Source organism: Maridesulfovibrio spiralis (SeqCode) (assembly GCF_048571135.1).
Taxonomy (GTDB): domain Bacteria; phylum Desulfobacterota; class Desulfovibrionia; order Desulfovibrionales; family Desulfovibrionaceae; genus Maridesulfovibrio; species Maridesulfovibrio spiralis.
Genome location: NZ_CP182344.1, coordinates 316,524 through 343,017 on the forward strand (window position 1 = coordinate 316,524; position 26,494 = coordinate 343,017).

A 26,494-nucleotide genomic window follows, 5' to 3' on the forward strand; every position below is an offset into this window, starting at 1 on the left:
AAAAAAAGTCCCGCCTCCAAAAAAATTGGGGCGGGACTGCAAACTCCAGAGAATCAATTTCCAAAAGAAAATTCTACAGAAGAAAAATACCAACCTGAATCAAACCGATGATGAAACCGAGTACACCACCAATGATTTCGATGAACTTGAACTCTTTCTTCATGATGGCAAAAAGAATTGATTCGAGCTGTTCCATGGAAAAACATTCAACTTTATCCTGAACAAGGCATTTGAAATCAAGTGAGCACTCAAGCTGGGAAGAAGTTGTTTCGATAAGCTTAGGCAACATGGTATCGAGTTCCTGCGAAAGCATACCCTTTACAGTTTTCATAGTTTCATCATTAAGAAACATGCCAACCATCGGATGCAGCGTGGTCAATTTTTCGCGAAAAAAGACATCCAGATATTCCAGAACAACTTCTTTGTGCTTATCGATAAATTCCGGATCATTTATGACTTTTTTGATATCGGTATGCGAAATAAGTTCACGCTCAATCATTTCACCAAGACGCAAAGCCAGTTCTTTCTGACGCTTAGGAAAAATACCTTGAATAGTAAAAGGCCCGAGCTTTATCGGTTTATGTGGGTGAAATAGCATTTTCACCGCAAGGAAATTTGTAAACCAGCCGATAAGAGCACAGATGACGGGCGAAAGAAGAAGTTTCATTGTTATCATTATACTTTTCCTGAATAATTTATATATTTGCTCACAAAAGAAGTGCGCGCACATCTTTGTCTAAATTCAGACAAAGCGCAAGTGATTAAGCCCTATAGATCAACTTTTCATAAAAAAGACTTGATTAGTTTTCATATCAACGTACAGTCTTCACCCTAATGGGGTGGAGTAAAGTCGAGGGTAATTTTATGATGAAAAATTCAGGTATTTCCCGATCAATTTATACTGAATTGACTGAACTCAGGGACAAAAACAAAAGTCTGGAAGAATCATTGGATTCAATTTATTCCGGCTGTGATCAGTCACGGCTAAAGGAATTATTCGCGTGTGCCGCTTCCGCCATCACTATTCTGGATAAGGACGGCGGCATATTATTTTCCAATAAAGCATTTTCTATTTTAACAGGATATGGACCGGATGAATCACTGAACAATTCCCTGCATACACTGATTACCCCTGACTATGATAATGACGGACGGGACTACCTCCAAAATATGTTTCAGGGGCCAACCTGCAAAAACGGGCAGAGCCTTTCGATTATCGACAAACATGGTCATGTCCATTTTGTCGATATGTCTGTTGCCACCATCGCTTCCGGCCAGAATTGCCCTGAAAAATGCATCTGTATTCTTCATGACGTAACAGCTGAAAAAGAAGCGGAAGTACGACGCGAAGAGCTCATCGAAGAGTTGATGGAAGTAAAAGAACTTCAGGAAGATAACGCAGCACAACTTGCCACCCTGCTTCATGAACTCGATGAAAAGAATTACGCACTCGAACAGGAAATCGCTGAAAGAAAAAGAGCAGAACAAAAGCTGAAAGAGAGCGAGGAACGCTTCAAATACATGAGCATCACTGACCAGCTGACCGGACTTTATAACCGCCGTCACATGCTGGACGTTGCCGAAAAAGAAATCCACATGAGCCGGAAGACCGGACTTCCTCTGAGTATTTTGCTCATGGATGTAGATGATTTCAAAATTTTCAACGACACATACGGACATGCTGCTGGAGATGTTGTTCTGCAATCAATTGGAACAATCATAAAAGAAACCATCCGGGAAAAAGACAAGGCTTTCCGATACGGTGGAGAAGAATTTATGGTTATCCTTCCCGAAACAAACGGGCAGCAGGCTATGCAAGTAGCAGAGTCCATCCGGAATACACTTGAAGCTCATGAATACCGCCCCCACCAGGGCAACCCGGTACACAAGACCATCAGTATCGGTGTTGCCGAATTCACCCGCAACGAAAGCCTTGAGAAGGCCATAAAACGTGCAGACGACAACATGTACCGCTGTAAGATAAAAGGTAAGAACAGGGTCTACTTTTCCTGCGAATAAACCTACTCTGCTTTCTTTTGCTGGACGACTTCAGCCAAACCTTTTTCCAACTCAACAAAAATAGATTCAAGTCCTTTGTTAAAGGCTTGTACCAAAGCTTCCGGACCAGCTCCCTTAATATTTATCTCGCGACTGAAATCCTGAGAATACAAAATAGGAAGATCAGGATCACCATTATTGATAAGTATAAACTGCATCTTTAGCACAGCCTTGTGGTCCGGCGTGGAATAGTCTCCATAAATGGAATTCACCAGACCTTCCAGCAGATAGTCCCCGGTTCCCATACTTTCCGGGCCAAGCACATTGGCAAAAACCCCGGAATCCCCCATCCAGACACGCAATTCCTGAGTAATCATCGCTGACGGCGGCACGAAAAAAGCGTTGTAGTAATCAGATTCAAAAACGTTTGCGCCAATTTTATAGACAAGATCGCGATCCTCGTAACGCGGAGAAATTTTCACCCGGCGCACAATCAGGTTCTTATCGATAAGTACTTTTTTTTCTACAGCTGCAGGACGGACTGCATCCAGAGTGAAGTACTTGCGATCAAGAGTAGGACGCTCAAGCTTAACGCATGCACCTAAAAGACAGACTAAAAGCAGCACCAGCATGGTTAAACGAACTGGCCCATACATTTTATTTGAACTGGTTTTCATCATATTACTCTCCCCTTTCCCCTTTCTTGGGCGGATCACCAAACAGGACCCCGGCAGGGTACTGTCTTGCTTCGCTGCTCAGCTCTCTAAGATTTTCCATCAGCCTGCGTACGTTATCGAGAATAGCCTCAATATTACCCTGCTGCCCGGCCACAGTCATATTGACGCGGGACAGAGTTGATTCAAAACGCGAAGCCGCCCCTTTGATCCTGTCGGAAGCTTCACTTATATTATTAAGGGTTTTAGAAAGGTCAGCCAGAGTCTGTTTTCCTTCGGGACCGGAAAGATACTGCTCCATACCGCCCGTCACATTCTTTGCGCTTGCTGAAGCTTCACGGATATCCTTCATCGCAGCCACAATATCACCCGATGAACTTTCCATGACCACTCGTAAATTACGGGCCGCAACAGCAACATCAGGCATAAGATTATCTACCTGCGGATCAGCCAGCAGCTGATTGATGCGGGCGATGAACTTTTCTGCTTCTGAAAGAGTCCCGGTCAGATGTTTACTGATCTCCCCGGTATCGGCATTTTTAAGAAAAGTACTCAAATTCTGGGCCACCACACGGACGTCCTCAATTGCATCGGCAATATTGGCTTTGTTAATATCTTCCAAAGTATCACTGATAGAGGCCACCGCACTTTCCACCTTACTCATCATGGAGGGTGCTGAAGGCACGTATAAGTATTTGGGCTTCCATGTTATTTTAAGAGGTGGATTCTTTGCCGGATCAACATAGTCAATTTCAAGGAAAAGCTGCCCGGTCAACCCCAGTGAGACCGGACGTGCACGTAATCCCCGCTGAACTTCCTTACGAAGGGAGTGGGTTATATCCTTACCTTCCTTTGTTTCAAACATAGAATGATTCAGATCACCGAGGATATAAACATAACGCAACGCGCTCTGATCAATATCCACATAATGATCCGTAACAAACTCAATGCTTGCAACTGAACCGATTTTAACGCCCCTGAATTTAATCGGTGATCCCACTTCAAGGCCGTTCACAGACTCATTAAGATAGGTTTCCATCTTGACGCTATGCTCAAAAATTTTCCCCGCGCCAAGGATTGCCAGAACCGCCACAAAGAGCAGCGTACCGATAATTATAAAAAGTCCCAGTCTGAACGGATTTATTTTCCGGCTCATATATTCTCCGTAACCAACGGTTGTTCCGTGGTTTTACCTTCTACTTCACGGTGAAAAAACCTACGCACCAACGGATGTTCAGATTCATCACGCAATATTCGCGGATCACCTTCGGCAATTATGCCCCGGGTGTTTTTATCAAGCATGATTACCCGGTCCGCGATGGAAAAAATAGACTGTAACTCATGGGTTACAATCACAAAAGTCACTCCCAAGGAGCGGGAAAGACTGCGAATAAGCTCATCAAGCTCAGCCGAGGTAATCGGGTCAAGTCCTGCTGACGGCTCATCCAGAAATAAAATCTTGGGATCAAGTGCCATGGCCCGTGCGATTGCTCCCCTTTTCAACATACCACCGGACAACTCCGAAGGCATCTTATCTGCAGAAGCTTCCAGTCCGACAAGGGAAAGCTTCATGCGCGCCGTATAATCCATAGCTTCGCGGGGCATGGAAGTAAATTCCTCCAACGGCAAACGCACATTCTCCAGCAAAGTCATGGAGCCGAACAAGGCCCCCATCTGATACATGACACCGATACGCTGCAAAATATCAAGACGCTTTGCCCCATATGCGGAACCGATATCGTCTCCATCAATATAAATCTGTCCTGTAGCCGGAGGATAAAGCCCGATCATATGCTTAAGCACAGTACTTTTACCGCAACCGGACCCACCCAGAATGACGAAAATTTCCCCCAGACTGACATCAAAAGAAATGTTGTCGATGATTACGGAATCACCATAAGCGCAGGTCAGGTCGCGCACTTTAATTATATTTTCCGCCGTATGGGCCATTTAAATCCCCGCCAGAAAAAAGATCACCGCAAAAAGACCGTCAAAAACCGCAATGAGAATGATCCCGCTGACCACGGCACTGGTTGTGGAATCCCCGACCGCACTGGCTCCTGATTTGGTCACCAGCCCTCGCTGGCAGCCTATCCCGGCCACAAGAAAGCTGAAAACCACAGCTTTGAGCATACCACCGGAAAAGTCCATCCAGTGCACATTTTCGAACACCCGTCCGGTAAATGTAGATAAAGGGTAGCCCATGGAAAGCATAACCAAAGCACCGCCCACAAGGCTCATGAAATTGAAAAAAAGAGTCAGCAAAGGTGTCATGCAGACAGTCGCCAGAACTCTGGGCAGGACCAGAAAGCTGACCGGATTAAGCCCCATAGTATTCAGGGCGTCCAGTTCCTCGTTGACTTTCATGGTTCCTATCTCGGCGGCAAATGCTGAGCCGGTACGCCCCGCCAGCAGAATTGCGGTAACCATTGGGCCAAGCTCGCGAAACATAACCAGACCGAGCATATTGGGAACAAATATCTCCGCCCCGAAGCGCATCAGGGATACTGCGGACTGGAAAGACATGATCAGCCCCATCAAGAAACCGATCAGCAGAATAATAGGTAGACCGTCTGCGCCGACCTTTTCACAGGTCAGCCAGAAATCAGGCCAGCGTAATTTATTTTTAAAAGTTGCGGTACTGAGCGAAGCAATAACACAATTGCCGGTAAACTCAATCTGCTCGCGCATATCAGCAGCCACGGCCTGACCGGAAATCCCAACCGAGGTTATCCAGCCCCGGATGCCGCCTTCTCCTGCTGATTTCTTTTTAGGAGGCGCGGCTTTTTCCATGTCAAACAAATCTAGAAAGCCTGCAAACTCGGGACTTAATCCCTTAACTTCCAAATTCTTACCCTGATCCCGGCAGACAACTTTCATCATCATAAACAGGGAAGCACCGCCACCGTCAAGATAGTCCACCCCGGAACAATCCACAGTCGCACAACCGGAAGACACCGCAGACCGCGCAACCTCCCAGACTTTACCTGCTCCCTCGGCATCAAGATGCCCGGAAACGGTCATAGTCGGCCCCGATTTATGAAATTTAATTTTACCTGCTGCCATGATTTACTCTTTTACATTGATATATTGAAATAATTAGCAGGTGCGCCCAAGAATGGAAAGCATGAAATCCACAAAACAAAGGCCGTCACACCCATTGGGTATGACGGCCTTAATTTTAATCTAATCTTTTGATAGCTATGCTACCCAATCATCATCTTCGGAGATGGGAGCGAAGCCGCGACGCATAGTGTTTTCGCAGACCAGACGCGGGTCCATGAACTGCAGCAGGTAGTCGGGACCACCGGCCTTGGAGCCTACGCCGGACATCTTGAATCCGCCGAATGCGTGGCGTTCAACCAAAGCACCTACGCTGGGCTTGTTCAAGTAAAGGTTACCGACACGGAATTCGCGGGAGGCCCTTTCAAGATGCTTGGGACTTCTGGAGTAAACCGCACCAGTAAGAGCGAACTTTGTGGAGTTGGCAATGTCCAGAGCTTCGTCGAAGTCCTTGGCGCGCATGATAGAAAGGACAGGTCCAAAGACTTCTTCCTGAGCAATGCGGTCTTCCTTGGTGATGCCGTCCACAACCAGCAGCGGGGTATAGCACCCCTTATCGCGGTACTCGGCAGGGGCTTCATGCTTGATAACCACACTGCCCTCTTCTTCAGCAATTTTGCAGTACTCAAGCACGTTCTTCTGGGCTGCCTTATCGACAACCGGTCCCATGTAATTAGTAGGATCTTCAGCTGGTCCAAGCTTGATGGATGCTGCTGCTTCCTTCAAACGGTGGATGAAGCGGTCATAGATGGAATCAAGGACAATTGCGCGGGAACAAGCCGAGCATTTCTGACCCTGAAAACCGAAAGCTGCGTAAAGCACACCAAGTACTGCTTCATCGAGGTCGGCGTCATCATCAATGATGATACCGTTCTTGCCACCCATTTCAGCGATAACCTTCTTGCATTGCTGCTGACCGGGCTGAACCTTGGCGGCTCGTTCCTGGATACGCAGGCCGACTTCCATTGATCCGGTGAAAGCGATGACCGAAACATCGGGATGGTCGACAAGGTGGTCACCCATTACAGAGCCGCGACCGGGGCAGTAGTTAAAGACGCCTTCAGGCAGTCCGGCAGCCTTGAACATTTCTACAAGGCCGTAGCCAACTGCGGATGAAATTCCTGCGGGTTTGTAAACAACCGGACAACCGGCAACAATTGCTGCAGAAACCATACCCACGCTAATCGCCAGCGGGAAGTTCCAGGGAGCGATAACTGCAGCGACGCCTTTGCCCTGATAAAAATACTGTGCGTATTCACCCGGTGCGTTACCCATGCGTCTGGGATCACCGAGGCGGATCATTTCGCGGGCGTAGTATTCGAGAAAATCAATGGCCTCGGCAACATCAGCCTGTGCCTGATCCCACTGCTTACCTACTTCGAGAACCTGCAGAGCGCAGAGGTCATACATGTTATCTTTCAGGTACTGGGAAGCCTTGAGCAGATACTGGGCTCGGTCTTTAGGCTCAACATCTCGCCACTGCTGATATGCATCCTTGGCGGAAGCAACTGCAGTGTCAACTTCAGCAGTCCCGGCCTGACAAACAGAACCGATGATCTCGGAAGGATCTGCCGGGTTATAGGAATCAAGAGTGTCGTCAGTGACAACTTCCTGACCACCTATGTAAAGCGGGTAACGCTTACCGAAATCCTGTCTGATTTTAGCCATGGAAGCCGGAAAACCGTCACGTTCTTCTTTGACAGTAAAATCGGCAGGCGGATAGTTGATGAACTTGGGCAACTGGCCTTCGGGAAGCTCTGCATCCTTCTTGGGCGGCTTATTTTCGAGTTCACGCTTGAGGGTTATTTCCGGATTTTCCAGCAGACGGCTGACATCAGCTTCATCAGCAAAAGTCTGTTTGAGGAAAGATTCGTTGGCGGTGTTTTCCAGCAGTCGGCGAACGAGATAGGCCATACCCGGAATCAAGTCACCGTAAGGGCAGTACAGACGTACGCGCTTGGCAACATTGCGCAGTCCCTTACGTACCGGCTCAGCCATGCCGTAAAGAACCTGAAATTCATATTTTTCGTCAGGAACATTAAGTTCGTTGGCAACTTCCATCACAGAAGAAATGGAGCGAATATTGTGAGATGCACAGGCATAGTGGCAGATATCGTGGTTTTCAAGAATCATCTTGGACACACGCTCAAAAGCCATATCTGATTCAGGCTTATGGGTCCAAACCGGGACAGGCCAGTCATTCTGCTTGGCAAGTACGGTTTCATAATCCCAGTAAGCACCTTTTACCAGACGGATGGAAATAGGCAGATTTTCTTCGCGCGCCCAACCGAGAAGACCGGAAACATCATCATCGACGCTGCGCAGGTAGGCCTGAAAGACGATTCCGAGATGGGGGTAATCAGGATATTTTTTCCGGAAACGCTTGAACATTTCAACGGTAGGTTCTTTGTACTTGAGAGCTTCCATATCAATGCACATGAAGCCGCCCATACCCATAATTTTCTTATAGACAGGCTCAATGGCGTCCATCATGCCCTGTACAGTACCTTCGAGATCTACAGGCTTGGACTGGGAGTAGAATGCGGAAGGCTTGACCGCTACGTTGATCTTAGGAGCGTGTCCCCAGTCAAGATCACCTGAAGCATCAAGAGCGTCCCATTTCTTATATTCCTTTTCAATTGCATCAAGGACTTCAAGATAACCATCACGGTATGCTGCTGCTTCTTCATGGGAAACGGTAGCCTCACCAAGCAGGTCAAGAACGAAGGCGAATCCGTCCTTACGCAGCTTACGAATGCCCTTAACCGCTTCCTTGGATTTCTGCCCGATAATGAACTGGCGGGCCATGCCTTCAATATTGGTACGGATGGTCTTGTTGAGCACCTTGGCAACGAGACCGCCGCCGAAACCTGTTTTTGTGGCACCCCATTTAAGAACATCAGGAATATTGCTGTCTTCACCTGCAAAATATTCTTCGATATGCCTTGAAAGGGATTCAGAGGTGTTCAGGTATGGCAGAACATCAACAAAACGGAACATCTGGACCTTGAAATCTTCGTTTTTCATGGACCAGTCCATAACCTTACCTGTCCACCAGCCCTTATTGAAGACTGAAGGTGCTTCGCCGGATATGGAATCAAAAAACTGTTTTCCGCGTGCGATTACTTTGTCATCCAAAGTGGAGATTTCTACATTCATACCTGATTCTCCTTGAGATTTTTAATGGTTCTTCAAAATCATCTTTGCAGACCGATAAAAATCACTCCGAACCCGACTTCGCAGGAAATCACAGGCCCACACTGCCGAGCCTGTACGCAGGAGATTTTGCAGTCTGCTATGTTTCGTAATCTTCATCCTCTTCGAGAGGTATTGCCCGAGACTCCTTGATGGTGTTCAATACGATGGTTGAGTTGGTGTCTCTGACGGTCTCGATTCTTCCGATCTGCCCCAGCATGATGGCCAGTCCGTCAGTATCCTCGCAACGAACCTTGATAAGATAACTGTCCCGCCCTGCGCAGTAATGCACTTCCAGAACCCCCGGAACACGGGAAAGCTCATCACCCGTTGAGGTGGCTCCCACACCTTCATTCACGTTCACAAAGATAAAGGCGGTAAGGGAACGCCCGACGGCTTTGGGATCAACAATGGCTTCATATCCGGTAAGCACCCCTTTGCGTTCCAGTTTACGGACACGCTCCAGTACTGCTGAAGGAGCCATACCGACTTTTCTTGCGATGTCTGCATTGGAAACCCGGCCACTATTCTGAAGTATTGTCAGAATTCTACGATCAGTTTCGTCAATTTTTCTTTTGTTCATCTGTTTTTTAGAATAAAATTCAATTTTAAAGGTTTTGTCAAGAAGAAATCACCTTACGACGCGCATATAAACATCAAAAGTTAAGCAAAACAGCCAAGTAAAAGAATTTATTTCTGCACATCTCCCATAATACCCGAATTTTCAACTACTGCACACCAAAACATGCACTTAGAACACAACCTCATTGATCAATCAATCAGTCAAAATTATCACAAAGCATTATGCTGCATACATTTTTGTAGTAAACAACCTCAAAGAACAAGAGAGTACAACAATATAATACAGATAGGCTGAAACCAAACAATACAGAAGACCGGCTAGGAAGTGCAAAATATGTAATGCAAGAGTTGAATAGAGGCTTGTGTTTAAATGGAGCTTAACGAATTAAGTTCGCATAATACGCAATATCACAGAACAAATCAAGCAAACAGAACATTCTTCGGATTCCTCAATTCGAAACATCTTTTTCGCTGTAAACATCAATTAAATCTCTCTGATAATCTTGAATTCGCAATAAAGAACAACTGAGTTGAATATTCGGAATCCGAATATTGTTCTAATAGCGTTCCCATTTGACGCCAAAGACCAATAGTCGTAAACATTGCCCGACTCTGTATATTATCAATTCACTACATGAACAGGAAACAACATGTCAGCACCAGCAATGCTTTACCTAAAACTCATCGGCTCTGTAATCTTCTGGGGCGGCACCTGGATCGCCGGTCGCATTCTGGCCGGAGACATGACTCCATACTCTGCCGCTTTCCTTCGCTTTTTCTTTGCGACAATTTTCATGTTTTTCATTGCCTGCCGATCCACAGGTAAAAAGCCAAGCTGCAGCAGAGAAGATATTCTCCCGCTAGCATTCCTCGGGCTGACCGGGGTTTTCATGTACAATATTCTTTTTTTCAACGGACTGCAGACCGTAACAGCAGGGCGCGCTGCCCTTATCATCGCAGCGACGCCTACTTTCATTGCTCTGGGGTCGGCATTGATTTTCAAGGAAAAATTCAATTTATGGAAAACCGCCGGGTTCATACTGGCCCTGACAGGGGTCAGCACCATTATCGGACACGGTAACCCCATATCCATAATTACAGAGGGGACGAGTTACGGAGATTTATGCATCATCGGCTGCGTAATAAGCTGGGCTGCGTATTCTTTGGCTGCAAAACCGGTCATGAAAAGGATAAATCCCATCGAGACAGTATTCTGGTCCTGTCTGTTCGGTTCCATCATGCTTCTCATCCCGGCCATTTTCAACGGACTGCTCTCTGAGATAATCAATGCATCATTCGTTGATTACACCTGCATAATTTATCTGGCCCTGCTCGGCACAAGCCTTGGTTTCAGCTGGTATTTCGAAGCTATACAAGAAATCGGCCCATCTAAAACCGGAATTTTCATCAACCTTGTCCCGGTAACCGCTGTCGCGCTCGGTGCAATTATGCTCGGCGAACCAGTGGACCTCTTCCTGATTACCGGAGGAGCACTGACCATCTTCGGGGTTTGGCTGACCAACCGCAACTAGACTTGTTTTAAAAAACATGGAAGATTTGCCCCCGGCGGGCCTAACGGCGATCCCTCCGGGAGCTTAAACCATTTTTGGAAAAAGGGTTTAAGAATTCCAAAAACTTTTATTAGTTTTTAATCGAGCTTATCTATCGAAAACGCCGTATTGATTTTAGGGATTACTTAAATTTAAACAATTCACCAAACAACTCGGCAAAACCCCGATTAAAGTTTTTGACGAGTCCAGAGAAACTTTTTCACAAATCCACAGGAAAGCGGATTTGACCGGTGATTCAAAAACACCATCCCTGAAGGGGCGCAATAAAAAAGTTTCTTTGGTCTCCGAAGGGGCTGCCGGAGGCATAAAATATGTACGACTCAGATGATTTATATAATGAAGAAGAGGAATATTCCGGTCCCAGTAGATCGCAAAAAAAACGCGATATGATCGCATTGCAGAAACTGGCCGAGAAACTCATGACCTTAGGACCTGAGCTGGTCAAAAAATGCGGGCTGCCGGATTACTTTATTGAAGAAGTGCTGGATGCCATGGCTATCAAATCCCATGAAGCCAAACGCCGCAAAGTCCAGTACATCGGTAAACTCATACGCGATGTTGATCCTCAGCCTCTTATTGACTTTCTGGAAGATATCGAAACCGGCAACAGGGCCGACAATCTGAAATTTCACAGCCTTGAACAATGGCGCGACAGGCTGGTTGAAGGAGACTTTTCCGTACTCGATGAAATTCTGGAAAAACACCCGCAGGCCGACCGCCAGCGCATTTCCCAATTAGCCCGCAATGCCAGAAAAGAGAAAGACAAATCCAAGCCTCCAAAATCCGCACGAGCCTTATTCAAGACCTTACGTGAATTATCTGAATAAACGGGCTTGACTCTACGAAGAACATTCTTACTTTACTTGTGTTGTGAATTAATTCACACTCACATTCCAATGAAAACAATCAAGGAGAGATACCGTGACTTATACTTATAGTGGTGTTGAACTGGAAGAAAGGACCTGCCCGCATTGCGGCGAAGAACTCAGCCCTTGGATCGCACCGCCGGAATCAGGCTGGGGAGTTATCGTTGTATGTAACAACAATGAATGCCCGCATTACGTTGGGTCCGACTGCGACATTGTCAACAAACGTGACGATTCCAACCTCGGCTGCCGCTATGCGGAAAACCCCGATAACAAATACACTCCGTTTAACCTCCTTGCATGGACCAGATAATAATCTGCCCTAATCACAGTAATCAAAATCCCCGCAAGCTCCGGCCTGCGGGGATTCTTGCTTTAAAACACCTGTACTGCGTTTCACAGCAGTCATACATTACATTGACAAAGTAAATCACAGCTTCTATTTCAGGGTTCCAAAAATCTGAAATCTTTTCCCGTGAGGACTTACATGTCTTTTCTTAAGTCTCAATCAATTGCGGTCTTTGCCCTGCTCACTGCGGTACTACTCTGGTCCAGCTCATTCATTGCGCTTAAAATAGCCATGGCCGTTTATGATCCGACCTTTGTGATCTTTGGCAGGATGATGCTGGCATCACTCTGCTTTTTGTTCTTCATTCCCAATTTCAAGAAACAGCCAATCCGCGCAGGAGACTTAAAATGGCTGGTCTTCATGGCTTTCTGCGAACCATGCATGTACTTCGTTTTCGAAAGTCAGGCCCTGACCATGACTTCGGCTTCACAGGCGGGGATGATCTGCGCAACCCTACCGTTGCTCATGGCTGTAGCTGCACGGTTCATACTGAATGAAGAACTGAGCCGCCGGACCCTGACCGGATTCGCATTGGCTGTCTGCGGTGGCGTCTGGCTTTCCTTATCTTCCGAATCATCAGAAAGCGCTCCAAACCCCATTCTAGGAAATTTTTTAGAATTTTTGGCAATGTGCTGTGCTGTCGGGTACATGACTGTGCTCAAGAAAATGACCGCGCACTACTCCACCCTGTTCCTGACCGCTTTTCAGGCATTCATGGGTGCTATTTTCTATCTGCCGCTGCTCGCCCTGCCTTCCACAAACATGCCCACCGTTTTCGATCCGCTGGCAGCAGGCAGCATCATCTATCTAGGTATCTGCATCACCATCGGTGCATACGGGCTATACAACTTCGGTATGTCCAAACTCCCGGCCAACCAAACCACCGCATACGTAAACCTGATCCCGGTCTTTACACTCTTCCTCGGCTGGCTGATCCTCGACGAAACATTCACCTCAATGCAGTTCGTGGCTGCAGCACTGGTCATGGGCGGAGTTATCCTGAGTCAGGACAAAAAGAGCGGTTAAGAATGTCTCCGACGGCCCTTCCGGATTCCTTACCCCTTTTACAAAAGGATTTAAAAAACCCAAAACTTTTCGATAAGCTTCCCATTTAGCTTTTAAAACCGACTTTCAAAAATAAAATCGCAATAGCCCAAAAAGCTATTGCGATTTTATTTTGCACAACTTTTAAAACAAAGCGGCGATGCCTTAATAAAAAGTTTCTCTGGCCCCCGGCCAGGGACCGTCGGTAGACTCCACACAGGGCCGCCGGAACCATCTATATTTCAATAAAAATATCCTTTGCAGGCAATTTGATGCCGTCCATTCGGGCAGCTTCCTGCAACAGCCTTGAAACGGCCTGCTCACCTTCCTCGCCGACATCATCAGAATAATCGGTCACGAAAGTCTTGATATGTTGATGAATGACATCATCATCCATTTCCTGAGCATGCTTTTTAATGTAGGGCCATGCGGCTTCTTCATCTATATAGGAAAGAGTCATGGATTTACGAATAGCTGCGTTAACCATGGCTGCTGTTTCTGTGCCGAGAGAGCGCTTGATGGCGATGGAACCGAGGGGGATGGGCAATCCGGAAAAATCCTCCCACCACTGGCCCAGATCGGCGAGTCTGGAAAGACCAAGCTCTTCATAGGTGAAACGTCCTTCGTGGATAACAACCCCGGCATCCACTTCACCATTTTTAATAGCAGGCATAACCTGATCAAAAACCATTTCTAGCAGCTCGACATTGATTCCGGCCTCACGACACATCAGGCTGAACAATAAATTCGCAGTAGTGTTACGTCCGGGAATGGCAATACGCTTGCCATCGAGGTCACCTATGGTGCAAGGTGCTCCGGTGAGCAGCAAAGGCCCTACCCCGCGACCCATGGCACCCCCGGCACGCAGCAGGATGTAATCATCCATTATATGCGCGGCTGCATGGACGGAAACCTTGCAAATATCCATCTGCCCAGCACAGGCCATGGAATTAAGTTCTTCCACATCAGCGAGGGTGACGTCCAGTTTGAAAGGGTCTATGCTTACGGCCCCGCTGGCGAGGGCATGAAAAATAAATGTATCATTCGGACAGGGCGAATAGCCCAATTTCAATATTTTGCTCATGCACAATGGTTTATATTTTTAAGAGCCGGAAATCCAGTGTTGACATGGCTGGAAGCGACTTTTATTTACGGCTGAACAAAGGTGAATATAAATGATCTCAAAAAATTACTTCCAAAATGCCGGACTCGGCTCCATCCTCGACAAGGTACTTGCAGAGGAACGAATTTCCACCGAGGACGGGCTTACACTTTACAACTGTCCTGACCTTAACGCGCTCGGCGCGCTCGCTTCCATCCGCAGACGCCAGCTGCACGGCGACAAAACTTTTTACGTCATCAACCGCCACATCAACTACACAAACATCTGTGTAAACGGTTGCCTGTTCTGCGCCTATGCCCGCAAACCGGAAGAAAAAGGTTCCTTCAAGCTCAGCAAAGAAGATATTCTTGAAAAGCTTGAAAATGCACCGATTCCGCCCCGCGAGGTTCATGTGGTAGGTGGTTGCCATCACGATATTCCTCTTTCTTTTTTCGAAGAGACCTTCGTTGAAATTAAAAAACTTCTTCCGCAGGCAGTAATCAAATCCTTTACTGCTGTGGAAATCGCTCACATTGCCTCTTTTGAAGGTATCTCCACCATCGAAGTTCTCGAACGCTTAAAAAGCGCCGGATCAGAAATGCTGACCGGAGGCGGTGCAGAAATTTTCAATCCGGAAGTGCGCGCCAAGATCTGCCCGGAAAAACTTCCCGGCAAAGAATGGCTGCGCATCCACGGTGAAGCTCACGAGTTGGGCTACACAACAAATTGCACCATGCTCTACGGACATGTTGAATCATACGCAGATCGTGTCGACCATCTTGACCAGTTGCGCCGCCAGCAAGATATTTCAGGCGGATTCAACTGCTTGATTCCCCTGCCCTTCCTGACCGAAAACAGCAGACTCAAAGTCGAAAACCCACTGACCGGTGTTGACGAACTACGCAACATGGCCGTCTGCCGACTAATGCTCGACAACATCCCGCACATCAAATCCTACTGGGTGATGCTCGGAGTTAAACAGGCCCAGACAGCTCTCCACTTTGGAGCTGATGATTTCGACGGAACCGTGGTCGAAGAAAAAATCGGACACATGGCCGGAGCAAAGTCCGAACAAGGTCTCAGCCGTACTGAGCTGGAAGAAATGATCATCGGTTGCGGTTTCAGACCCGTTGAACGCGATGCTGCTTTTAATGAGGTTTAATTTATAATGAATAATCTTACTCAAAGCCCTGCTGAAGTTCTTGAAATCGGCGCGAAAGTTGAAGCCGGAGAACGCATAAATTTTGATGATGCCGTTACCCTAATGGAAAAAGCCGATCTTTTTGATCTGGGTAGCCTTGCCCATTCCATCAGGATGCAAAAACACCCTGAGCCGAATGTTACCTACGTTGTCGACCGCAACATCAACTATTCCAACATCTGTGATTGCGGCTGCCGTTTCTGCGCATTTTTCGTGGCTCCCGGTAAAGATGGCGGGTTCGTAATCAGCCGAGAGGAGCTGGGCCAGAAGATTCAGGAAACCATTGATCTTGGTGGAACCCAGATTCTTATGCAGGGCGGACACCATCCTGACCTGCCTCTTTCTTTTTACGAAGACATGCTGCGCTTCATCAAAGATAATTACCCGGTCCACATCCATGCTTTTTCCCCGCCGGAAGTTGTTTACTGGAGTGAACTGAATGGAATTTCCATCAAAGAAGTCCTTGAACGGCTGATTGATGCCGGGCTGGCTTCCATCCCCGGTGGTGGTGCTGAAATTCTTGTGGATGAAGTTCGCAGCCATATTGCACCTAAAAAATGCAACACTGCCAAGTGGCTTGAAGTCATGGAGACTGCCCACAATCTCGGCCTGCGCACCACTGCGACAATGATGTTCGGTCACGAAGAACAGCCCATTGACCGCATCAAGCACCTTTTTGCTCTGCGCGAAGTTCAGGACCGCACAGGCGGCTTCACCGCTTTCATACCCTGGACCTTCCAACCGGATCACACAAACATCCCCGATGCCCGCAAGATGACCAGCGTTGAATACCTGCGCATGCTCGCAGTTTCGCGCATCGTCCTCGACAACTTCGATAACGTGCAGGTTTCATGGGTAACCATGGGTCCGAAGATTTCCCAGCTGGCTCTTTTTTATGGCGGTAACGATTTCGGTTCGACCATGATTGAGGAAAACGTCGTAAAAGCTGCTGGTGTTAGCTTCAGACTTTCCGAGGCAGAGATTCATAACCTGATCAAGAAAGCTGGCTTCGTCCCCAAACAGAGGCTTATGGACTATACTCTGGCGGAGAAAGCTAATGGATAAGGTAAAAGTCGGGCGTATTTCGTATTTGAACGTCCTGCCCATTTATCATCCGCTTGAAGTCGGGTTGATTCCAAATGATTTTGAATTCGTTTACGGCCCTCCGGCGCAGCTGAACAAAATGATGTCTGAAGGCTTGATGCATATTGCATCCAACTCCAGCATTGAGTACCTGCGCCATTCCGAGCAGTACATGCTGCTGCCCGATCTGGCTATCGGCAGCCGTGGCCCGGTGCAATCCGTGATCATGATCAGCCGCAAGCCGCTTGAGCAACTTAAAGGCTGCAAAGTTCTTGTCAGTGCCCAGACCCATACATCAGCGGCACTGCTGAAAATCCTGCTTACTGAATACATTCCGCTAGGCGCGACCTACGAAACCGGAAACGCTACTGAGCGACTAGAAGCCGGGGAACAGCCTGAAGCAATCCTCTGTATTGGTGATGAAGCGTTGAATCTGCGCAAGCATAGGGACTATCCTTACATCTTCGACCTAGGAGAAGAATGGATCAGATGGACCGGGTTGCCTTTCATTTTCGGAATCTGGACTGTACGCCGTGATGTTGCCCATCGTGAAGATGTAAAACAGGCAGTTCGCGATCTGATAAGAGCAAAGCAATGGGGGCAGGAAAATATCGAAAAGATATGTGAGATGACCGCAGACAAGACCATGCTTAATCTCGATGAGAGCCGTTCATACTATGACGGTCTCGTTTACAATCTGGATAGCAAAGAAATTGAAGGCTTGAAAGTTTTCGCTAAGTATCTGCTCAAGACCGGTCAGATCACCCATATTCCTGATCTGGAGTTTATTGAGATTTAGGTCTTTCACCGGAACCAGAGAAACCCTAATTAAGGTTTCGCTGCTACGCATTAAATAGCTGAGCAAAAAAAAAGCCTGCAATATCTTTCAAGATATTGCAGGCTTTTTTGTAAAAAAATGTGGGTAAGCTACATGCGAACCTTACAGAAAAGTTTGGAATTATTTAACCATTATAGACCAACGTCAGGGTCGCCGAAGGCTATCCTGCAAGTTGCTTTACATGCTCGATGAAATAGCGAACTGCAGGGAAGAACTCACGGCCCTGAAGGTGTGCAAGGTAAAAGCTTCTTTCGAGATTAAGGGGCAGGTCTTTGATGTGTACCAGCTCACCGGAATCGATCAGTGACTGTGCTGCCAACCTAGAAGTTACGCTAACACCAAGACCGGCTTTAACGCACTGCACGACAGCCTGAGTAGACTCAACCCAAACTGTAACGTTCAACTCGCGCACACTGGTTCCCATTTCAGAGAGACCAGCTTCAAGCGCCTTCCGAGTACCGGAACCACCTTCGCGCATAACCCAAGGCAACTCAGCCAGATGCTGAATATCATCAATACCGTCGTAGTTACGCACGAGCACCGGAGGAGCGACAATCACCAGTTCATCGCGCATAATAGGGACAAACTCAATATTGGGTACATCTGAAGTCGCACCAACAACGCCGAGAATAAGCTCACCTGAACGAACTTTCTCCAGAATCTCGGATGTATCACCAACCGAAAGATGAACACTGACGTCAGGGTATTTTTTACAATAGTTATAAAGCAGATCCGGAAGCAGGTAATGAGAAGGAATGGTACTGCCACCGATTTCAAGATCACCTACGACTTTATCACGAAGGATGTTGATCTCATTCTCAGCCTTACCGATCAGGTTGTAAATATCCTTTGCATTACGGTAAAGCACTTCCCCAGCTTGGGTCGCCATGATGGAACGACCCAATCGATCAAACAGATGAACCCCAAGCTCTTCTTCAAGGGTTGAAATGTGGGCACTGATAGTGGGCTGGGAAAGAAAAAGGTCTTTGCCTGCTTTGGAAAAACTTTTCAGCTCATAAACTTTACAGAATGCTTCAAGTCGACGTAAGTCCATTTAATCTCTCGTATCGAAAATATCTATATGTATAATTATAAAAAAAGGGGCGGAAAGTATTCCGCCCCCTTGAGTAAGCATTGATTTATGCTTCCTGAGCTTCCTCAGCGGGAGCTTCAGTCGCTGCAGCCTCTTCAGCTTCAGCACGTTTTGTCAGCTCAATGATGCACATAGGAGCGCAATCGCCCTTACGGGGTTCAGCGAGCTTGATGATGCGGGTGTAACCACCGCCGCCGCCTTCATAGCGGGGGCCGATCTCATCGAAGAGCTTCTTAACAAGACCATGGTTCTCGAGAGTCTTGTATGCAAGACGTCTGGAGTGGAGGTCGTTGCGAAGGGCAAGAGTGATCAGCTTCTCACAGGAGCTTCTCAGTTCTTTTGCCTTAGGCTCGGTGGTACGGATATGTTCGTAGGTCAGCAGAGAGCGAACCATGTTTCTCAGCATGGCTTTCCTGTGGGAATTGCTCCTGTTGAACTTTCTTCCGGACTTTTTATGCCTCATTTTTCTCTTTCCTCTTCAGCCATTCCTGATGCTTTTTATCGAAATCCTCGAGGACCATACCGAACTTGAGTTCCATGCTGTCAAGAACACGACGGATTTCGTCGAGAGACTTACGTCCGAAATTCTTGGTTTTAAGCATGGTCTGTTCAGTGCGCTGCACAAGTTCACCAACAATGCGAATGTTGGCAGCCTTAAGGCAGTTAGTAGCACGAACGGACAGTTCGAGTTCGTCAATGCTCTTGAACAGATTCGGGTTGAGATCGAGGTCGCTTTCTTTGGACTCTTCCTGCTCGGAACCCATTTCATCAAAGTTGATGAATACGGAGAGCTGTTCCTTGAGGATCTTTGCACTGTAGGCAATTGCATCCTCAGGGGTAACGGAACCGTCAGTGAAAACTTCGAGAATAAGCTTGTCGTAGTTGGTCATCTGACCGACTCGAGCCTGCTCCACACTGTAAGCAACCTTACGAATGGGAGAGAAGCTGGAGTCGAGTACGATATGACCGATTTCGTTGACAAGGCCTTCGTGCATGTCAGCAGGAACATAGCCCTTGCCCATGCGGATTTCGAAAGTCATCTCCAGGTCCATCTTCTCGGAGAGAGTCGCAATAATCTGCTCAGGATTGAGGACTTTGACGTTCTGGTTTTCCTGAATATCAGCTGCGGTGACGACACCCTGCTTGTTTACCCGGAGGGTAAGAAACTGGGGTTCATCTGTAGTCATTGCGAATCTGATCTGCTTGATGTTCAGAACAATCTCAGTCACATCTTCCATCACACCTTCAATAGTGGTGAATTCGTGCTGAACTCCTTCGATCTTTACAGCAACCGCGGCAGCCCCCTGCATTGAGGAGAGCAGAACTCTACGGAGAGAGTTACCGATGGTTGTTCCAAATCCGCGCTCCAGGGGTTCACAAATGAACTTACCATAAAGCTCGTTAGACTTGGGGTCACGCACAAGCTGTTCCGGCTTAACCAGCTCGGCCCAGTTGCGGGTGTTGATGAGTTTGTCACCGTCTTGAATAAGCATGCACTAATCCTTCTTATTTGGAGTACAGCTCGACAATCAGCTGTTCGTTGATAGGGAACTGGATATCTTCCCTAGTCGGCATCGCTTTAACTTCACCTTTGAAATTTGCACCGTCGGCTTCGAGCCACTCAGGGCAGCCACGACGGGCAATAACTTCCTGTGCTTCAGTAATCACGGGGATTTTGCGAGAATCTTCACGAACCTCGATTACATCACCGGGTTTTACCTGCATGGAAGGTACGTTAACACGTCTGCCGTTTTTGGTGAAGATGCCGTGTCTCACGAGCTGGCGAGCCTGATCGCGAGAGTTAGCGAAACCGAGACGGTAAACAGTGTTGTCAAGGCGGGTCTCAAGAAGCATGAGCAGGTTTGCACCGGTAACACCTTTCATGCCGTCTGCGCGCTTGAAATAGCTGCGGAACTGGCCTTCGAGGACACCGTACATACGACGCACTTTCTGCTTCTCACGAAGCTGAATTGCGTAGTCACTCATTTTCTTTCTCATGCGACCGGCAATACCGGGAGCATAAGGACGACGTTCATAAGAGCACTTATCAGTAAAGCAGCGGTCGCCTTTGATGAAAAGCTTTTCACCTTCACGGCGGCACAGTCTGCACTTTGCTTTAGTATATCTGGCCAAGGTTTTACTCCTTCGAAATTAGACCCTGCGACGTTTCGGCGGACGACAGCCGTTGTGCGGGATGGGTGTGATATCGCGAATGAAGTTAACCTTCATACCGACGTTACCGATTGCGCGCATCGCTGCTTCACGACCGGAGCCGGGGCCTTTGACGAAAATACCAACGGTACGCATACCTTGATCCTGAGCTTTCCTGGCAGCAGTTTCAGCAGCAACCTGTGCGGCAAAGGGAGTAGATTTTCTTGATCCCTTGAAACCGGATGCACCGGAAGTAGCCCAGCTGATCACGTTACCTTTCAGGTCAGTGAAGGTAATGATGGTATTATTGAATGTTGCTTTAACGTGGGCGATGCCCACGGGAACATTCTTTTTCTCTTTTTCTTGCCGGAACGGCGAGGTCTAGCCATACCATTCTCTCCAGAATGAATTTACATCAGCAGCACCGAAGACCTTTACATGGTCTGACAACTGCGGATTGAATTATTTCTTCTTTCTGCTCATCACAGAGCGACGGGGACCTTTGCGAGTTCTCGCATTAGTCTTGGAGCTCTGACCACGCACGGGCAGTCCGCGGCGGTGACGCAGTCCACGGTAACAGCCGATATCCATCAGACGCTTAATGTCAGCAATCTGATCACGGCGAAGGTCACCTTCAACTTTGTAATTATCTTCAAGTTCCTTACGGATGGTGTTCACCTGCTCGCCACTGAGATCGTCAGTTTTGAGGGTCCAGTCGATACCAACAGTATCAAGAATCTTGAGAGCGGTAGTCCGACCTACTCCGTAGATGTAAGTCAGTGCAATATCCAAACGCTTATTTTTCGGAAGGTCTACTCCAGCGATACGAGCCACAGTTATACCTCTCTATCCTTGACGCTGTTTGTGTCTGGGGTTTTCACAAATAACCCGCAGAACACCCTTGCGTCTGATTACTTTGCATTTGGGACAAATCTTCTTAACAGATGGTCTTACTTTCATGACCGTCTCCAAATAATGCAGTTAAACAGTTTTAACAATCGGGAGCTAGCCGATTGTGGCCTTAATGCCTCAGCCACCCGGCTAAAGGGTAGCCGATCCATGCCAGTCTTTCGTTGCCGCGAAATTCAAGACGTGTACTCTACAGAACGATTTCAATAAAATCAACCCCTGCAGTACACTAAAAAATAAAATCAAGAAAGGCTCAAAATTATAGGCCCTTCAGAAGTAATGGCAACGGTGTGCTCGAAGTGGGCGGACAGCTTCCTGTCCTTGGTCACTGCGGTCCATTTGTCATCGAGAATTTCGATGTCATGCGAACCTTCTGTCACCATCGGTTCGATGGCCAAGACCATTCCCGTTCTTAGCTGAACACCGGGAAGACCAGAGGGAACAAAATTAGGTACTTCAGGCTTTTCATGAAGGTTGCGGCCAATACCATGACCTACAAAACGACGGACAATTCCGTAGCCAAACCCTTCAGCATATTCCTGAACAGCCCGGGAGATATCATAAAGACTGTTGCCAGGCAATGCTTGTTTTATCCCACGCATCAAAGATTCACGTGTTACATCAAGCAACTTGCTGGTACTTCCAGCAATTGCACCTACCGGGTACGTGCGGGCTGAATCCCCGTAAAACCCCTGATAGATGACTCCCATATCGATGCTGACAATATCTCCGTCTTTAAGAATTCTCTTCTCAGAAGGAAATCCGTGAACAATTTCCTCATTCACGGAACAGCAAAGGGCATATGGAAACCCATGATAGCCTTTGAATGCGGGTTTAACCCCAAAATCATCACAAGCTTTGCAGGCGATATTTTCAAGACTCATGGTTGTGATACCAGGCTTGATAGTTTCACCCAACATATCCAAAATGGTAGAAACAAGACGATTGGCCTCACGCATGAGGCCAATCTCCTTGTCATTCTTGAGGTAGATACCTCTGTACTTTTTCAAAGCAATTACCTGCCCTTTACTTTACTACCCTTACCCATGAGTCCCTCGTACTGACGGGAAATCATGTAGGATTCTATCTTACCCATGAAGTCCATTGCTACACCGACAACGATGAGCAGTGCGGTTCCACCGAAGTAAAATGGCACATTGAACTGGGCAATAAGAATCATAGGCAGTACGCAGATAGCAGCTACGTACAGAGATCCCCAGAGAGTGATCCTGGTCAAAACACGGTCAATGTATTCACGAGTTTTGGTACCGGGACGAATACCGGGGATAAAACCGCCCTGCTTTTTAATGTTCTCTGCAATTCCTTTGGGATCAAACATGATCGCAGTGTAGAAATAGCAGAAAAAGATAATCAGAGCGATGTATACTACGTTGTATATTATGGAAGACGGAGCGAAGTACGCAGAGAACTTAGACAGAATCTCGTTGTTGGAGAAGCTGGCCAAGGTCGCAGGGAACATCAGGATAGAAGAAGCAAAAATCGGAGGAATAACACCGGCGGTGTTGATTCGCAACGGCAGATGAGTGGTCTGTCCACCCATCATTTTGCGTCCCATCATGCGCTTGGCATAATGTATTGGTATCCTGCGCTGTCCGCGCTCCATATAGACGATAAAAGCGAGAATGGCGACCATGAATGCCATAACAAACAACAGCAGGAAGAGAGTAATTTCTCCAGCCTGCATAAGTCTGACGGTATTAAAGATTGCGGCCGGGAGACCTGCAACAATACCGGCAAAAATGATCATTGAGATACCGTTGCCGATGCCTTTCTCGGTCATTTGCTCACCGAGCCACATCAGGAAAACAGTACCAGCTGTCAGAGTCAGAATGGTGATTCCTCGGAAGGCCCATCCTGCATGCAGTACTACGGGAGCACCAGTAGGACTGGTCATACTTTCCAGTCCCACAGCGATGCCGAAACCCTGAACTAATGTAATCAGTACAGTGCCGTATCTGGTGTACTGCGTAATCTTCTTGCGTCCCTGAGCCCCTTCATCCTGAAGTCGCTTAATGGTGGGACTAACCACACCTAGAAGTTGAACGATAATAGACGCGGAGATATAGGGCATAATCCCTAACGCGAATATGGACAAGTTACGCAACCCGCCGCCTGAGAACATGTCAAAAAGGCCGAAGAGAGTGTTGGAAACACTCTCAAAAAAATCGGCCAATGCTGCGCTGTCTACGCCCGGGACCGGGATGTGAATCCCGATCCGGTAGACAGCCAGAAGAAGAAAAGTCCAAAAGAGCTTACTCTTCAGTTCCGGCAGTCGGGAAAGATTATCAACTCCAGACAATGCCACGTTTTATCCTTCCAGGGCTTTGGCAGTACCACCTGCCTTTGTGATCTTTTCAGTCGCAGATGCGCTGAAGCGGTGTGCTTCGATGGTAACAGCAGCACTTACTTCGCCCATGCCGAGGACTTTAACGAGAGCACCTTTTTTGCAAAGGCCTCTTTCGTAAAAGTCTTCGAGGGAGATTTCAGTTTTGCCTTCGAAGGCACCAAGAATCTGACCAACGTTGAGTGCTACGTACTCTTCGCGGAAAGGATTCTTGAAACCGCGCTTAGGCAGACGACGAGCCAGAGGCATCTGACCACCTTCAAACCAGGCGGGAACACCGCCGCCGGAGCGGGCGTTCTGACCTTTGTGACCCTTGCCGGAGGTTCCACCCCAGCCGGAGCCGCCGCCGCGACCTACGCGCTTGCGATTCTTACGTTCCTCTTGGAACGGATATATTTCGTGCAGCCTCATGATTCAGTTACCTCCACAAGGTGCTCAACTTTTTTGATCATCCCTCTTACGACGGGAGTATCTTCAAAGCTTTTTTCCTGTCTGATCTTGCGCAGTCCCAGTGCCTTAACAGTGGCACGCTGTTTGGGATTGCAGCCGATCATGCTGCGAACGAGTTTTACCTTAAGCATAACTATGTCCTCCTACTTTCTGGGAGTCACAACTTTCTTCCCGCGAAGCTGGCCGACCTCGTCAGCACTGCGCAGGGAAGCAAGTCCGGCGATAGTCGCGCGAAGGACGTTATGCGGGTTGTTGGTGCCGATAGCCTTAGTAAGGATATCGTGTACGCCTACAACTTCAAGTACCGCGCGCACCGGACCACCGGCAATAATACCGGTACCCTTGGAAGCGGGCTTGAGCATTACGCGTCCTGCACCGTAACGGCCGAGAACTTCGTAAGGAAGAGTTCCGTCCAACAGAGGAACGGTGATCATTTCTTTGCGAGCTTTCTCAGAAGCTTTTCTAATAGCTTCAGGAACCTCGTTTGCCTTACCAAGTCCGAAACCGACCTGACCTTTACCGTCACCTACCACAACCAGAGCACTGAAGGAAAACCTTCTACCGCCCTTTACAACTTTTGCAACTCGGTTGAGGTAAACGATTTTTTCAATCAGACCCAGATCATTCTGTTCCATGGATATTCCCATAAGTTTAGAATTTCAGGCCACCCTCACGAGCGCCGTCTGCCAGGGCCTTAACCCTGCCGTGATAGATATAGCCGCTACGGTCGAAAACAACTGTTTCGATTTTAAGTTCCTTAGCTTTTGCAGCGATGTCTTTACCGACCTGAGCTGCAGTCTCGCAAGTGAGCTTAAGAGCTTCACCGTCTTTTGCAAGTGCTTTGGAAGAAGAAGCGGTAACGGTTTTGCCAATCAGATCATCCACGAGCTGAGCGTAGATGTGCTTATTTGAACGGAATACAACAAGACGCGGGCGAGCTGCAGTACCGCTGATTTTTTTGCGGATGCGGATCTTTTTACGCTGTCTTGCCTGTTCTTTAGTCATTTTCATGGCTTTACCCTACTATTTACCGGACTTACCGGCTTTACGTCTGATCTGTTCATCAATGTACTTGATGCCTTTGCCTTTGTAAGGCTCCGGCGGACGTACACGACGAAGCTGCGCAGCAACTTCACCAACCAACTGCTTATCAACGCCGCTGATGGTGAGTTTGGTGTTGCCTTCTGCGTTAGCTTCGATTCCAGCAGGCAGTTCGTAGTTAACGGGATGGGAAAAACCGACGTTCAAAACGATCATTTTACCCTGTACGTTAACCTTGTAACCAACACCGACCACTTCCAAAGTCTTGGAGAAGCCTTTGGAGACTCCTTCAATGCAGTTGGCAAGCAGGGAACGGTGCAGGCCGTGCTGAGCACGTTCCTGACGGGAATCGCCAGACCTCTTCACCTCGACCGCATTATCAGCAATGGTGAAGCTGACCATGGGGTGTACCGGGGTGGTGATGGTGCCTTTGGGGCCCTTTACGGAAACCACGTCAGCACCAACAGTTACTTCCACTCCGGAAGGTATCTCAACAGGTTTTTTTCCAATTCTGGACATAATAAAACCTCTCTACCAGATTTCGCACAAGAGTTCGCCGCCAACGTTAAGCTCTTTCGCTTTAACGCCGTCAACTACGCCCTTTGAAGTGGAAAGTATGCAAATCCCGAGTCCATTAAGGACAGAGGGAATATCTTCAACGCCTACAAACACGCGACGACCGGGTGTGCTGATTTTCTTCATGCCACTAATGAGGGCTTTTCCATCAACATACTTAAGGGTGACGTTAATCTCATTGTCTTCAGCAGTGAAGTCAATGATGTAACCTTCATCCTTAAGAATCCCAGCGATAGCTGTTTTGATCTTGGACCCGGGAATGGACACGGTCTTGTGATAAGCACCGTGTGCATTGCGAATGCGGGTCAGCATATCGGCGATAGGATCGACAACAGGCATTTTA

30 protein-coding genes and 1 pseudogene are annotated in these 26,494 nt (G+C 47.7%); 8 read left to right on the forward strand and 23 right to left on the reverse strand.

From position 1 onward, the window contains the following. Window positions 1-73: 73 nt before the first annotated feature. Window positions 74-676: a DUF445 domain-containing protein gene (locus tag ACNI29_RS01355; RefSeq protein ID WP_419780407.1), complete on the reverse strand. Its 603-nt coding sequence runs from the start codon at window positions 674-676 to the stop codon at window positions 74-76. Window positions 677-864: 188 nt separating this feature from the next. On the opposite strand from ACNI29_RS01355, the gene ACNI29_RS01360 reads away from it, so the two are divergent. Then, complete coding sequence (locus tag ACNI29_RS01360) at window positions 865-2,019, forward strand: sensor domain-containing diguanylate cyclase (protein ID WP_419780408.1); 1,155 nt, start codon at window positions 865-867, stop codon at window positions 2,017-2,019. Window positions 2,020-2,021: 2 nt separating this feature from the next. On the opposite strand, the gene ACNI29_RS01365 is transcribed toward ACNI29_RS01360, so the two are convergent. The 6 genes from ACNI29_RS01365 to ACNI29_RS01390 all read right to left on the reverse strand — a co-directional run bounded on the left by ACNI29_RS01365 (window position 2,022) and on the right by ACNI29_RS01390 (window position 9,513). Then, on the reverse strand, window positions 2,022-2,678 hold the full coding sequence (locus ACNI29_RS01365) for an ABC-type transport auxiliary lipoprotein family protein (protein ID WP_419780409.1): 657 nt from the start codon (window positions 2,676-2,678) through the stop codon (window positions 2,022-2,024). Between the two features lies 1 nt (window position 2,679). Further along, window positions 2,680-3,828 (reverse strand): MlaD family protein, encoded by a 1,149-nt coding sequence (locus ACNI29_RS01370; protein ID WP_419780410.1) that lies wholly within the window; start codon window positions 3,826-3,828, stop codon window positions 2,680-2,682. Then, window positions 3,825-4,622, reverse strand: coding sequence for an ABC transporter ATP-binding protein (locus ACNI29_RS01375; protein WP_419780411.1), 798 nt, complete (start codon window positions 4,620-4,622; stop codon window positions 3,825-3,827). Before ACNI29_RS01375 ends, ACNI29_RS01370 begins: the two co-directional genes overlap by 4 nt. Then, window positions 4,623-5,738 (reverse strand): ABC transporter permease, encoded by a 1,116-nt coding sequence (locus ACNI29_RS01380; RefSeq protein WP_419780412.1) that lies wholly within the window; start codon window positions 5,736-5,738, stop codon window positions 4,623-4,625. It lies immediately after the preceding gene. Between the two features lie 135 nt (window positions 5,739-5,873). Then, window positions 5,874-8,894 (reverse strand): proline dehydrogenase family protein, encoded by a 3,021-nt coding sequence (locus tag ACNI29_RS01385; RefSeq protein ID WP_419780413.1) that lies wholly within the window; start codon window positions 8,892-8,894, stop codon window positions 5,874-5,876. A gap of 136 nt (window positions 8,895-9,030) precedes the next feature. Then, a complete protein-coding gene (locus tag ACNI29_RS01390) occupies window positions 9,031-9,513 on the reverse strand; it encodes an Lrp/AsnC family transcriptional regulator (RefSeq protein ID WP_419780414.1) in 483 nt (160 codons plus the stop codon). Window positions 9,514-10,162: 649 nt separating this feature from the next. Here ACNI29_RS01390 and ACNI29_RS01395 point away from each other — a divergent pair. The 4 genes from ACNI29_RS01395 (at window position 10,163) to ACNI29_RS01410 (ending at window position 13,324) form a co-directional block, all read left to right on the forward strand. Beyond that, window positions 10,163-11,044 carry a DMT family transporter gene (locus ACNI29_RS01395; protein WP_419780415.1) on the forward strand — a complete coding sequence of 294 codons (882 nt, stop codon included), beginning with the start codon at window positions 10,163-10,165 and terminating at the stop codon, window positions 11,042-11,044. 350 nt (window positions 11,045-11,394) lie between these two features. Continuing rightward, window positions 11,395-11,910, forward strand: coding sequence for a ribosome biogenesis factor YjgA (gene yjgA, locus ACNI29_RS01400; protein ID WP_419780416.1), 516 nt, complete (start codon window positions 11,395-11,397; stop codon window positions 11,908-11,910). Between the two features lie 94 nt (window positions 11,911-12,004). Next, entirely contained in the window at window positions 12,005-12,262 is a 258-nt protein-coding gene (locus tag ACNI29_RS01405; protein ID WP_419780417.1) for a hypothetical protein, read from the forward strand. A gap of 174 nt (window positions 12,263-12,436) precedes the next feature. Further along, on the forward strand, window positions 12,437-13,324 hold the full coding sequence (locus ACNI29_RS01410) for a DMT family transporter (protein ID WP_419780418.1): 888 nt from the start codon (window positions 12,437-12,439) through the stop codon (window positions 13,322-13,324). Window positions 13,325-13,577: 253 nt separating this feature from the next. On the opposite strand, the gene ACNI29_RS01415 is transcribed toward ACNI29_RS01410, so the two are convergent. Continuing rightward, entirely contained in the window at window positions 13,578-14,426 is an 849-nt protein-coding gene (locus ACNI29_RS01415) for a 1,4-dihydroxy-6-naphtoate synthase (protein ID WP_419780419.1), read from the reverse strand. A 91-nt stretch (window positions 14,427-14,517) separates the two neighbouring features. Between ACNI29_RS01415 and mqnE the strand changes: the two genes are divergently transcribed. Genes mqnE through ACNI29_RS01430 form a run of 3 tightly spaced genes read left to right on the forward strand, consistent with a single transcriptional unit; the run spans window position 14,518 to window position 17,527 of the window. Next, on the forward strand, window positions 14,518-15,606 hold the full coding sequence (gene mqnE, locus ACNI29_RS01420; protein ID WP_419780420.1) for an aminofutalosine synthase MqnE: 1,089 nt from the start codon (window positions 14,518-14,520) through the stop codon (window positions 15,604-15,606). A gap of 6 nt (window positions 15,607-15,612) precedes the next feature. Next, the gene (gene mqnC, locus ACNI29_RS01425) at window positions 15,613-16,710 is read left to right on the forward strand and encodes a cyclic dehypoxanthinyl futalosine synthase (protein ID WP_419780421.1); all 1,098 of its coding nucleotides are present in this window, start codon (window positions 15,613-15,615) and stop codon (window positions 16,708-16,710) included. Then, a complete protein-coding gene (locus ACNI29_RS01430; protein ID WP_419780422.1) occupies window positions 16,703-17,527 on the forward strand; it encodes a menaquinone biosynthesis protein in 825 nt (274 codons plus the stop codon). Before mqnC ends, ACNI29_RS01430 begins: the two co-directional genes overlap by 8 nt. 199 nt (window positions 17,528-17,726) lie before the next feature. Here the strand turns inward: ACNI29_RS01430 and ACNI29_RS01435 are convergent, their stop codons facing one another. From ACNI29_RS01435 to rpsH, 15 genes and pseudogenes are all read right to left on the reverse strand, one after another. Further along, the gene (locus tag ACNI29_RS01435; protein ID WP_419780423.1) at window positions 17,727-18,620 is read right to left on the reverse strand and encodes a selenium metabolism-associated LysR family transcriptional regulator; all 894 of its coding nucleotides are present in this window, start codon (window positions 18,618-18,620) and stop codon (window positions 17,727-17,729) included. Window positions 18,621-18,705: 85 nt separating this feature from the next. Next, window positions 18,706-19,122, reverse strand: coding sequence for a 50S ribosomal protein L17 (gene rplQ, locus ACNI29_RS01440; protein WP_419780424.1), 417 nt, complete (start codon window positions 19,120-19,122; stop codon window positions 18,706-18,708). Further along, entirely contained in the window at window positions 19,112-20,152 is a 1,041-nt protein-coding gene (locus ACNI29_RS01445; RefSeq protein ID WP_419780425.1) for a DNA-directed RNA polymerase subunit alpha, read from the reverse strand. The genes rplQ and ACNI29_RS01445 overlap by 11 nt, the downstream gene beginning before the upstream one ends. Window positions 20,153-20,165: 13 nt before the next feature. Further along, window positions 20,166-20,792, reverse strand: a complete 627-nt coding sequence (rpsD, locus tag ACNI29_RS01450) for a 30S ribosomal protein S4 (protein ID WP_419780426.1) — start codon at window positions 20,790-20,792, stop codon at window positions 20,166-20,168. Window positions 20,793-20,810: 18 nt separating this feature from the next. After that, window positions 20,811-21,199 (reverse strand): annotated as a pseudogene (rpsK, locus tag ACNI29_RS01455) (30S ribosomal protein S11). A gap of 73 nt (window positions 21,200-21,272) precedes the next feature. Continuing rightward, on the reverse strand, window positions 21,273-21,644 hold the full coding sequence (gene rpsM, locus ACNI29_RS01460) for a 30S ribosomal protein S13 (RefSeq protein ID WP_015851089.1): 372 nt from the start codon (window positions 21,642-21,644) through the stop codon (window positions 21,273-21,275). A gap of 12 nt (window positions 21,645-21,656) precedes the next feature. Continuing rightward, window positions 21,657-21,770 carry a 50S ribosomal protein L36 gene (gene rpmJ, locus ACNI29_RS01465; RefSeq protein ID WP_005027799.1) on the reverse strand — a complete coding sequence of 38 codons (114 nt, stop codon included), beginning with the start codon at window positions 21,768-21,770 and terminating at the stop codon, window positions 21,657-21,659. Window positions 21,771-21,961: 191 nt separating this feature from the next. After that, window positions 21,962-22,729 (reverse strand): type I methionyl aminopeptidase, encoded by a 768-nt coding sequence (gene map / locus ACNI29_RS01470; RefSeq protein WP_419780427.1) that lies wholly within the window; start codon window positions 22,727-22,729, stop codon window positions 21,962-21,964. 5 nt (window positions 22,730-22,734) lie between these two features. Continuing rightward, window positions 22,735-24,045 carry a preprotein translocase subunit SecY gene (gene secY / locus ACNI29_RS01475; RefSeq protein ID WP_419780428.1) on the reverse strand — a complete coding sequence of 437 codons (1,311 nt, stop codon included), beginning with the start codon at window positions 24,043-24,045 and terminating at the stop codon, window positions 22,735-22,737. 3 nt (window positions 24,046-24,048) lie between these two features. Next, a complete protein-coding gene (gene rplO, locus ACNI29_RS01480; RefSeq protein WP_419780430.1) occupies window positions 24,049-24,495 on the reverse strand; it encodes a 50S ribosomal protein L15 in 447 nt (148 codons plus the stop codon). Next, the gene (rpmD, locus tag ACNI29_RS01485) at window positions 24,492-24,665 is read right to left on the reverse strand and encodes a 50S ribosomal protein L30 (protein ID WP_419780431.1); all 174 of its coding nucleotides are present in this window, start codon (window positions 24,663-24,665) and stop codon (window positions 24,492-24,494) included. The genes rplO and rpmD overlap by 4 nt, the downstream gene beginning before the upstream one ends. 12 nt (window positions 24,666-24,677) lie before the next feature. Further along, window positions 24,678-25,169 carry a 30S ribosomal protein S5 gene (gene rpsE / locus ACNI29_RS01490; RefSeq protein WP_320009121.1) on the reverse strand — a complete coding sequence of 164 codons (492 nt, stop codon included), beginning with the start codon at window positions 25,167-25,169 and terminating at the stop codon, window positions 24,678-24,680. Between the two features lie 16 nt (window positions 25,170-25,185). Beyond that, a complete protein-coding gene (gene rplR / locus ACNI29_RS01495) occupies window positions 25,186-25,545 on the reverse strand; it encodes a 50S ribosomal protein L18 (protein WP_163352562.1) in 360 nt (119 codons plus the stop codon). A gap of 12 nt (window positions 25,546-25,557) precedes the next feature. Further along, on the reverse strand, window positions 25,558-26,094 hold the full coding sequence (rplF, locus tag ACNI29_RS01500) for a 50S ribosomal protein L6 (RefSeq protein WP_419780432.1): 537 nt from the start codon (window positions 26,092-26,094) through the stop codon (window positions 25,558-25,560). A gap of 12 nt (window positions 26,095-26,106) precedes the next feature. After that, window positions 26,107-26,490: a 30S ribosomal protein S8 gene (gene rpsH / locus ACNI29_RS01505; RefSeq protein ID WP_419780433.1), complete on the reverse strand. Its 384-nt coding sequence runs from the start codon at window positions 26,488-26,490 to the stop codon at window positions 26,107-26,109. Window positions 26,491-26,494 lie beyond the last annotated feature (4 nt).

Bases quoted from the DNA above. Each gene is read 5' to 3' on its own strand.
- ACNI29_RS01355 (WP_419780407.1), bottom strand. From the start codon at position 676: ATGATAACAATGAAACTTCTTCTTTCGCCCGTCATCTGTGCTCTTATC.
- ACNI29_RS01360 (WP_419780408.1), top strand. From the start codon at position 865: ATGATGAAAAATTCAGGTATTTCCCGATCAATTTATACTGAATTGACT.
- ACNI29_RS01365 (WP_419780409.1), bottom strand. From the start codon at position 2,678: ATGATGAAAACCAGTTCAAATAAAATGTATGGGCCAGTTCGTTTAACC.
- ACNI29_RS01370 (WP_419780410.1), bottom strand. From the start codon at position 3,828: ATGAGCCGGAAAATAAATCCGTTCAGACTGGGACTTTTTATAATTATC.
- ACNI29_RS01375 (WP_419780411.1), bottom strand. From the start codon at position 4,622: ATGGCCCATACGGCGGAAAATATAATTAAAGTGCGCGACCTGACCTGC.
- ACNI29_RS01380 (WP_419780412.1), bottom strand. From the start codon at position 5,738: ATGGCAGCAGGTAAAATTAAATTTCATAAATCGGGGCCGACTATGACC.
- ACNI29_RS01385 (WP_419780413.1), bottom strand. From the start codon at position 8,894: ATGAATGTAGAAATCTCCACTTTGGATGACAAAGTAATCGCACGCGGA.
- ACNI29_RS01390 (WP_419780414.1), bottom strand. From the start codon at position 9,513: ATGAACAAAAGAAAAATTGACGAAACTGATCGTAGAATTCTGACAATA.
- ACNI29_RS01395 (WP_419780415.1), top strand. From the start codon at position 10,163: ATGTCAGCACCAGCAATGCTTTACCTAAAACTCATCGGCTCTGTAATC.
- yjgA (WP_419780416.1), top strand. From the start codon at position 11,395: ATGTACGACTCAGATGATTTATATAATGAAGAAGAGGAATATTCCGGT.
- ACNI29_RS01410 (WP_419780418.1), top strand. From the start codon at position 12,437: ATGTCTTTTCTTAAGTCTCAATCAATTGCGGTCTTTGCCCTGCTCACT.
- ACNI29_RS01415 (WP_419780419.1), bottom strand. From the start codon at position 14,426: ATGAGCAAAATATTGAAATTGGGCTATTCGCCCTGTCCGAATGATACA.
- mqnE (WP_419780420.1), top strand. From the start codon at position 14,518: ATGATCTCAAAAAATTACTTCCAAAATGCCGGACTCGGCTCCATCCTC.
- mqnC (WP_419780421.1), top strand. From the start codon at position 15,613: ATGAATAATCTTACTCAAAGCCCTGCTGAAGTTCTTGAAATCGGCGCG.
- ACNI29_RS01430 (WP_419780422.1), top strand. From the start codon at position 16,703: ATGGATAAGGTAAAAGTCGGGCGTATTTCGTATTTGAACGTCCTGCCC.
- ACNI29_RS01435 (WP_419780423.1), bottom strand. From the start codon at position 18,620: ATGGACTTACGTCGACTTGAAGCATTCTGTAAAGTTTATGAGCTGAAA.
- rplQ (WP_419780424.1), bottom strand. From the start codon at position 19,122: ATGAGGCATAAAAAGTCCGGAAGAAAGTTCAACAGGAGCAATTCCCAC.
- ACNI29_RS01445 (WP_419780425.1), bottom strand. From the start codon at position 20,152: ATGCTTATTCAAGACGGTGACAAACTCATCAACACCCGCAACTGGGCC.
- rpmJ (WP_005027799.1), bottom strand. From the start codon at position 21,770: ATGAAAGTAAGACCATCTGTTAAGAAGATTTGTCCCAAATGCAAAGTA.
- rplO (WP_419780430.1), bottom strand. From the start codon at position 24,495: ATGAGGCTGCACGAAATATATCCGTTCCAAGAGGAACGTAAGAATCGC.
- rpmD (WP_419780431.1), bottom strand. From the start codon at position 24,665: ATGCTTAAGGTAAAACTCGTTCGCAGCATGATCGGCTGCAATCCCAAA.
- rpsE (WP_320009121.1), bottom strand. From the start codon at position 25,169: ATGGAACAGAATGATCTGGGTCTGATTGAAAAAATCGTTTACCTCAAC.
- rplR (WP_163352562.1), bottom strand. From the start codon at position 25,545: ATGAAAATGACTAAAGAACAGGCAAGACAGCGTAAAAAGATCCGCATC.
- rplF (WP_419780432.1), bottom strand. From the start codon at position 26,094: ATGTCCAGAATTGGAAAAAAACCTGTTGAGATACCTTCCGGAGTGGAA.
- rpsH (WP_419780433.1), bottom strand. From the start codon at position 26,490: ATGCCTGTTGTCGATCCTATCGCCGATATGCTGACCCGCATTCGCAAT.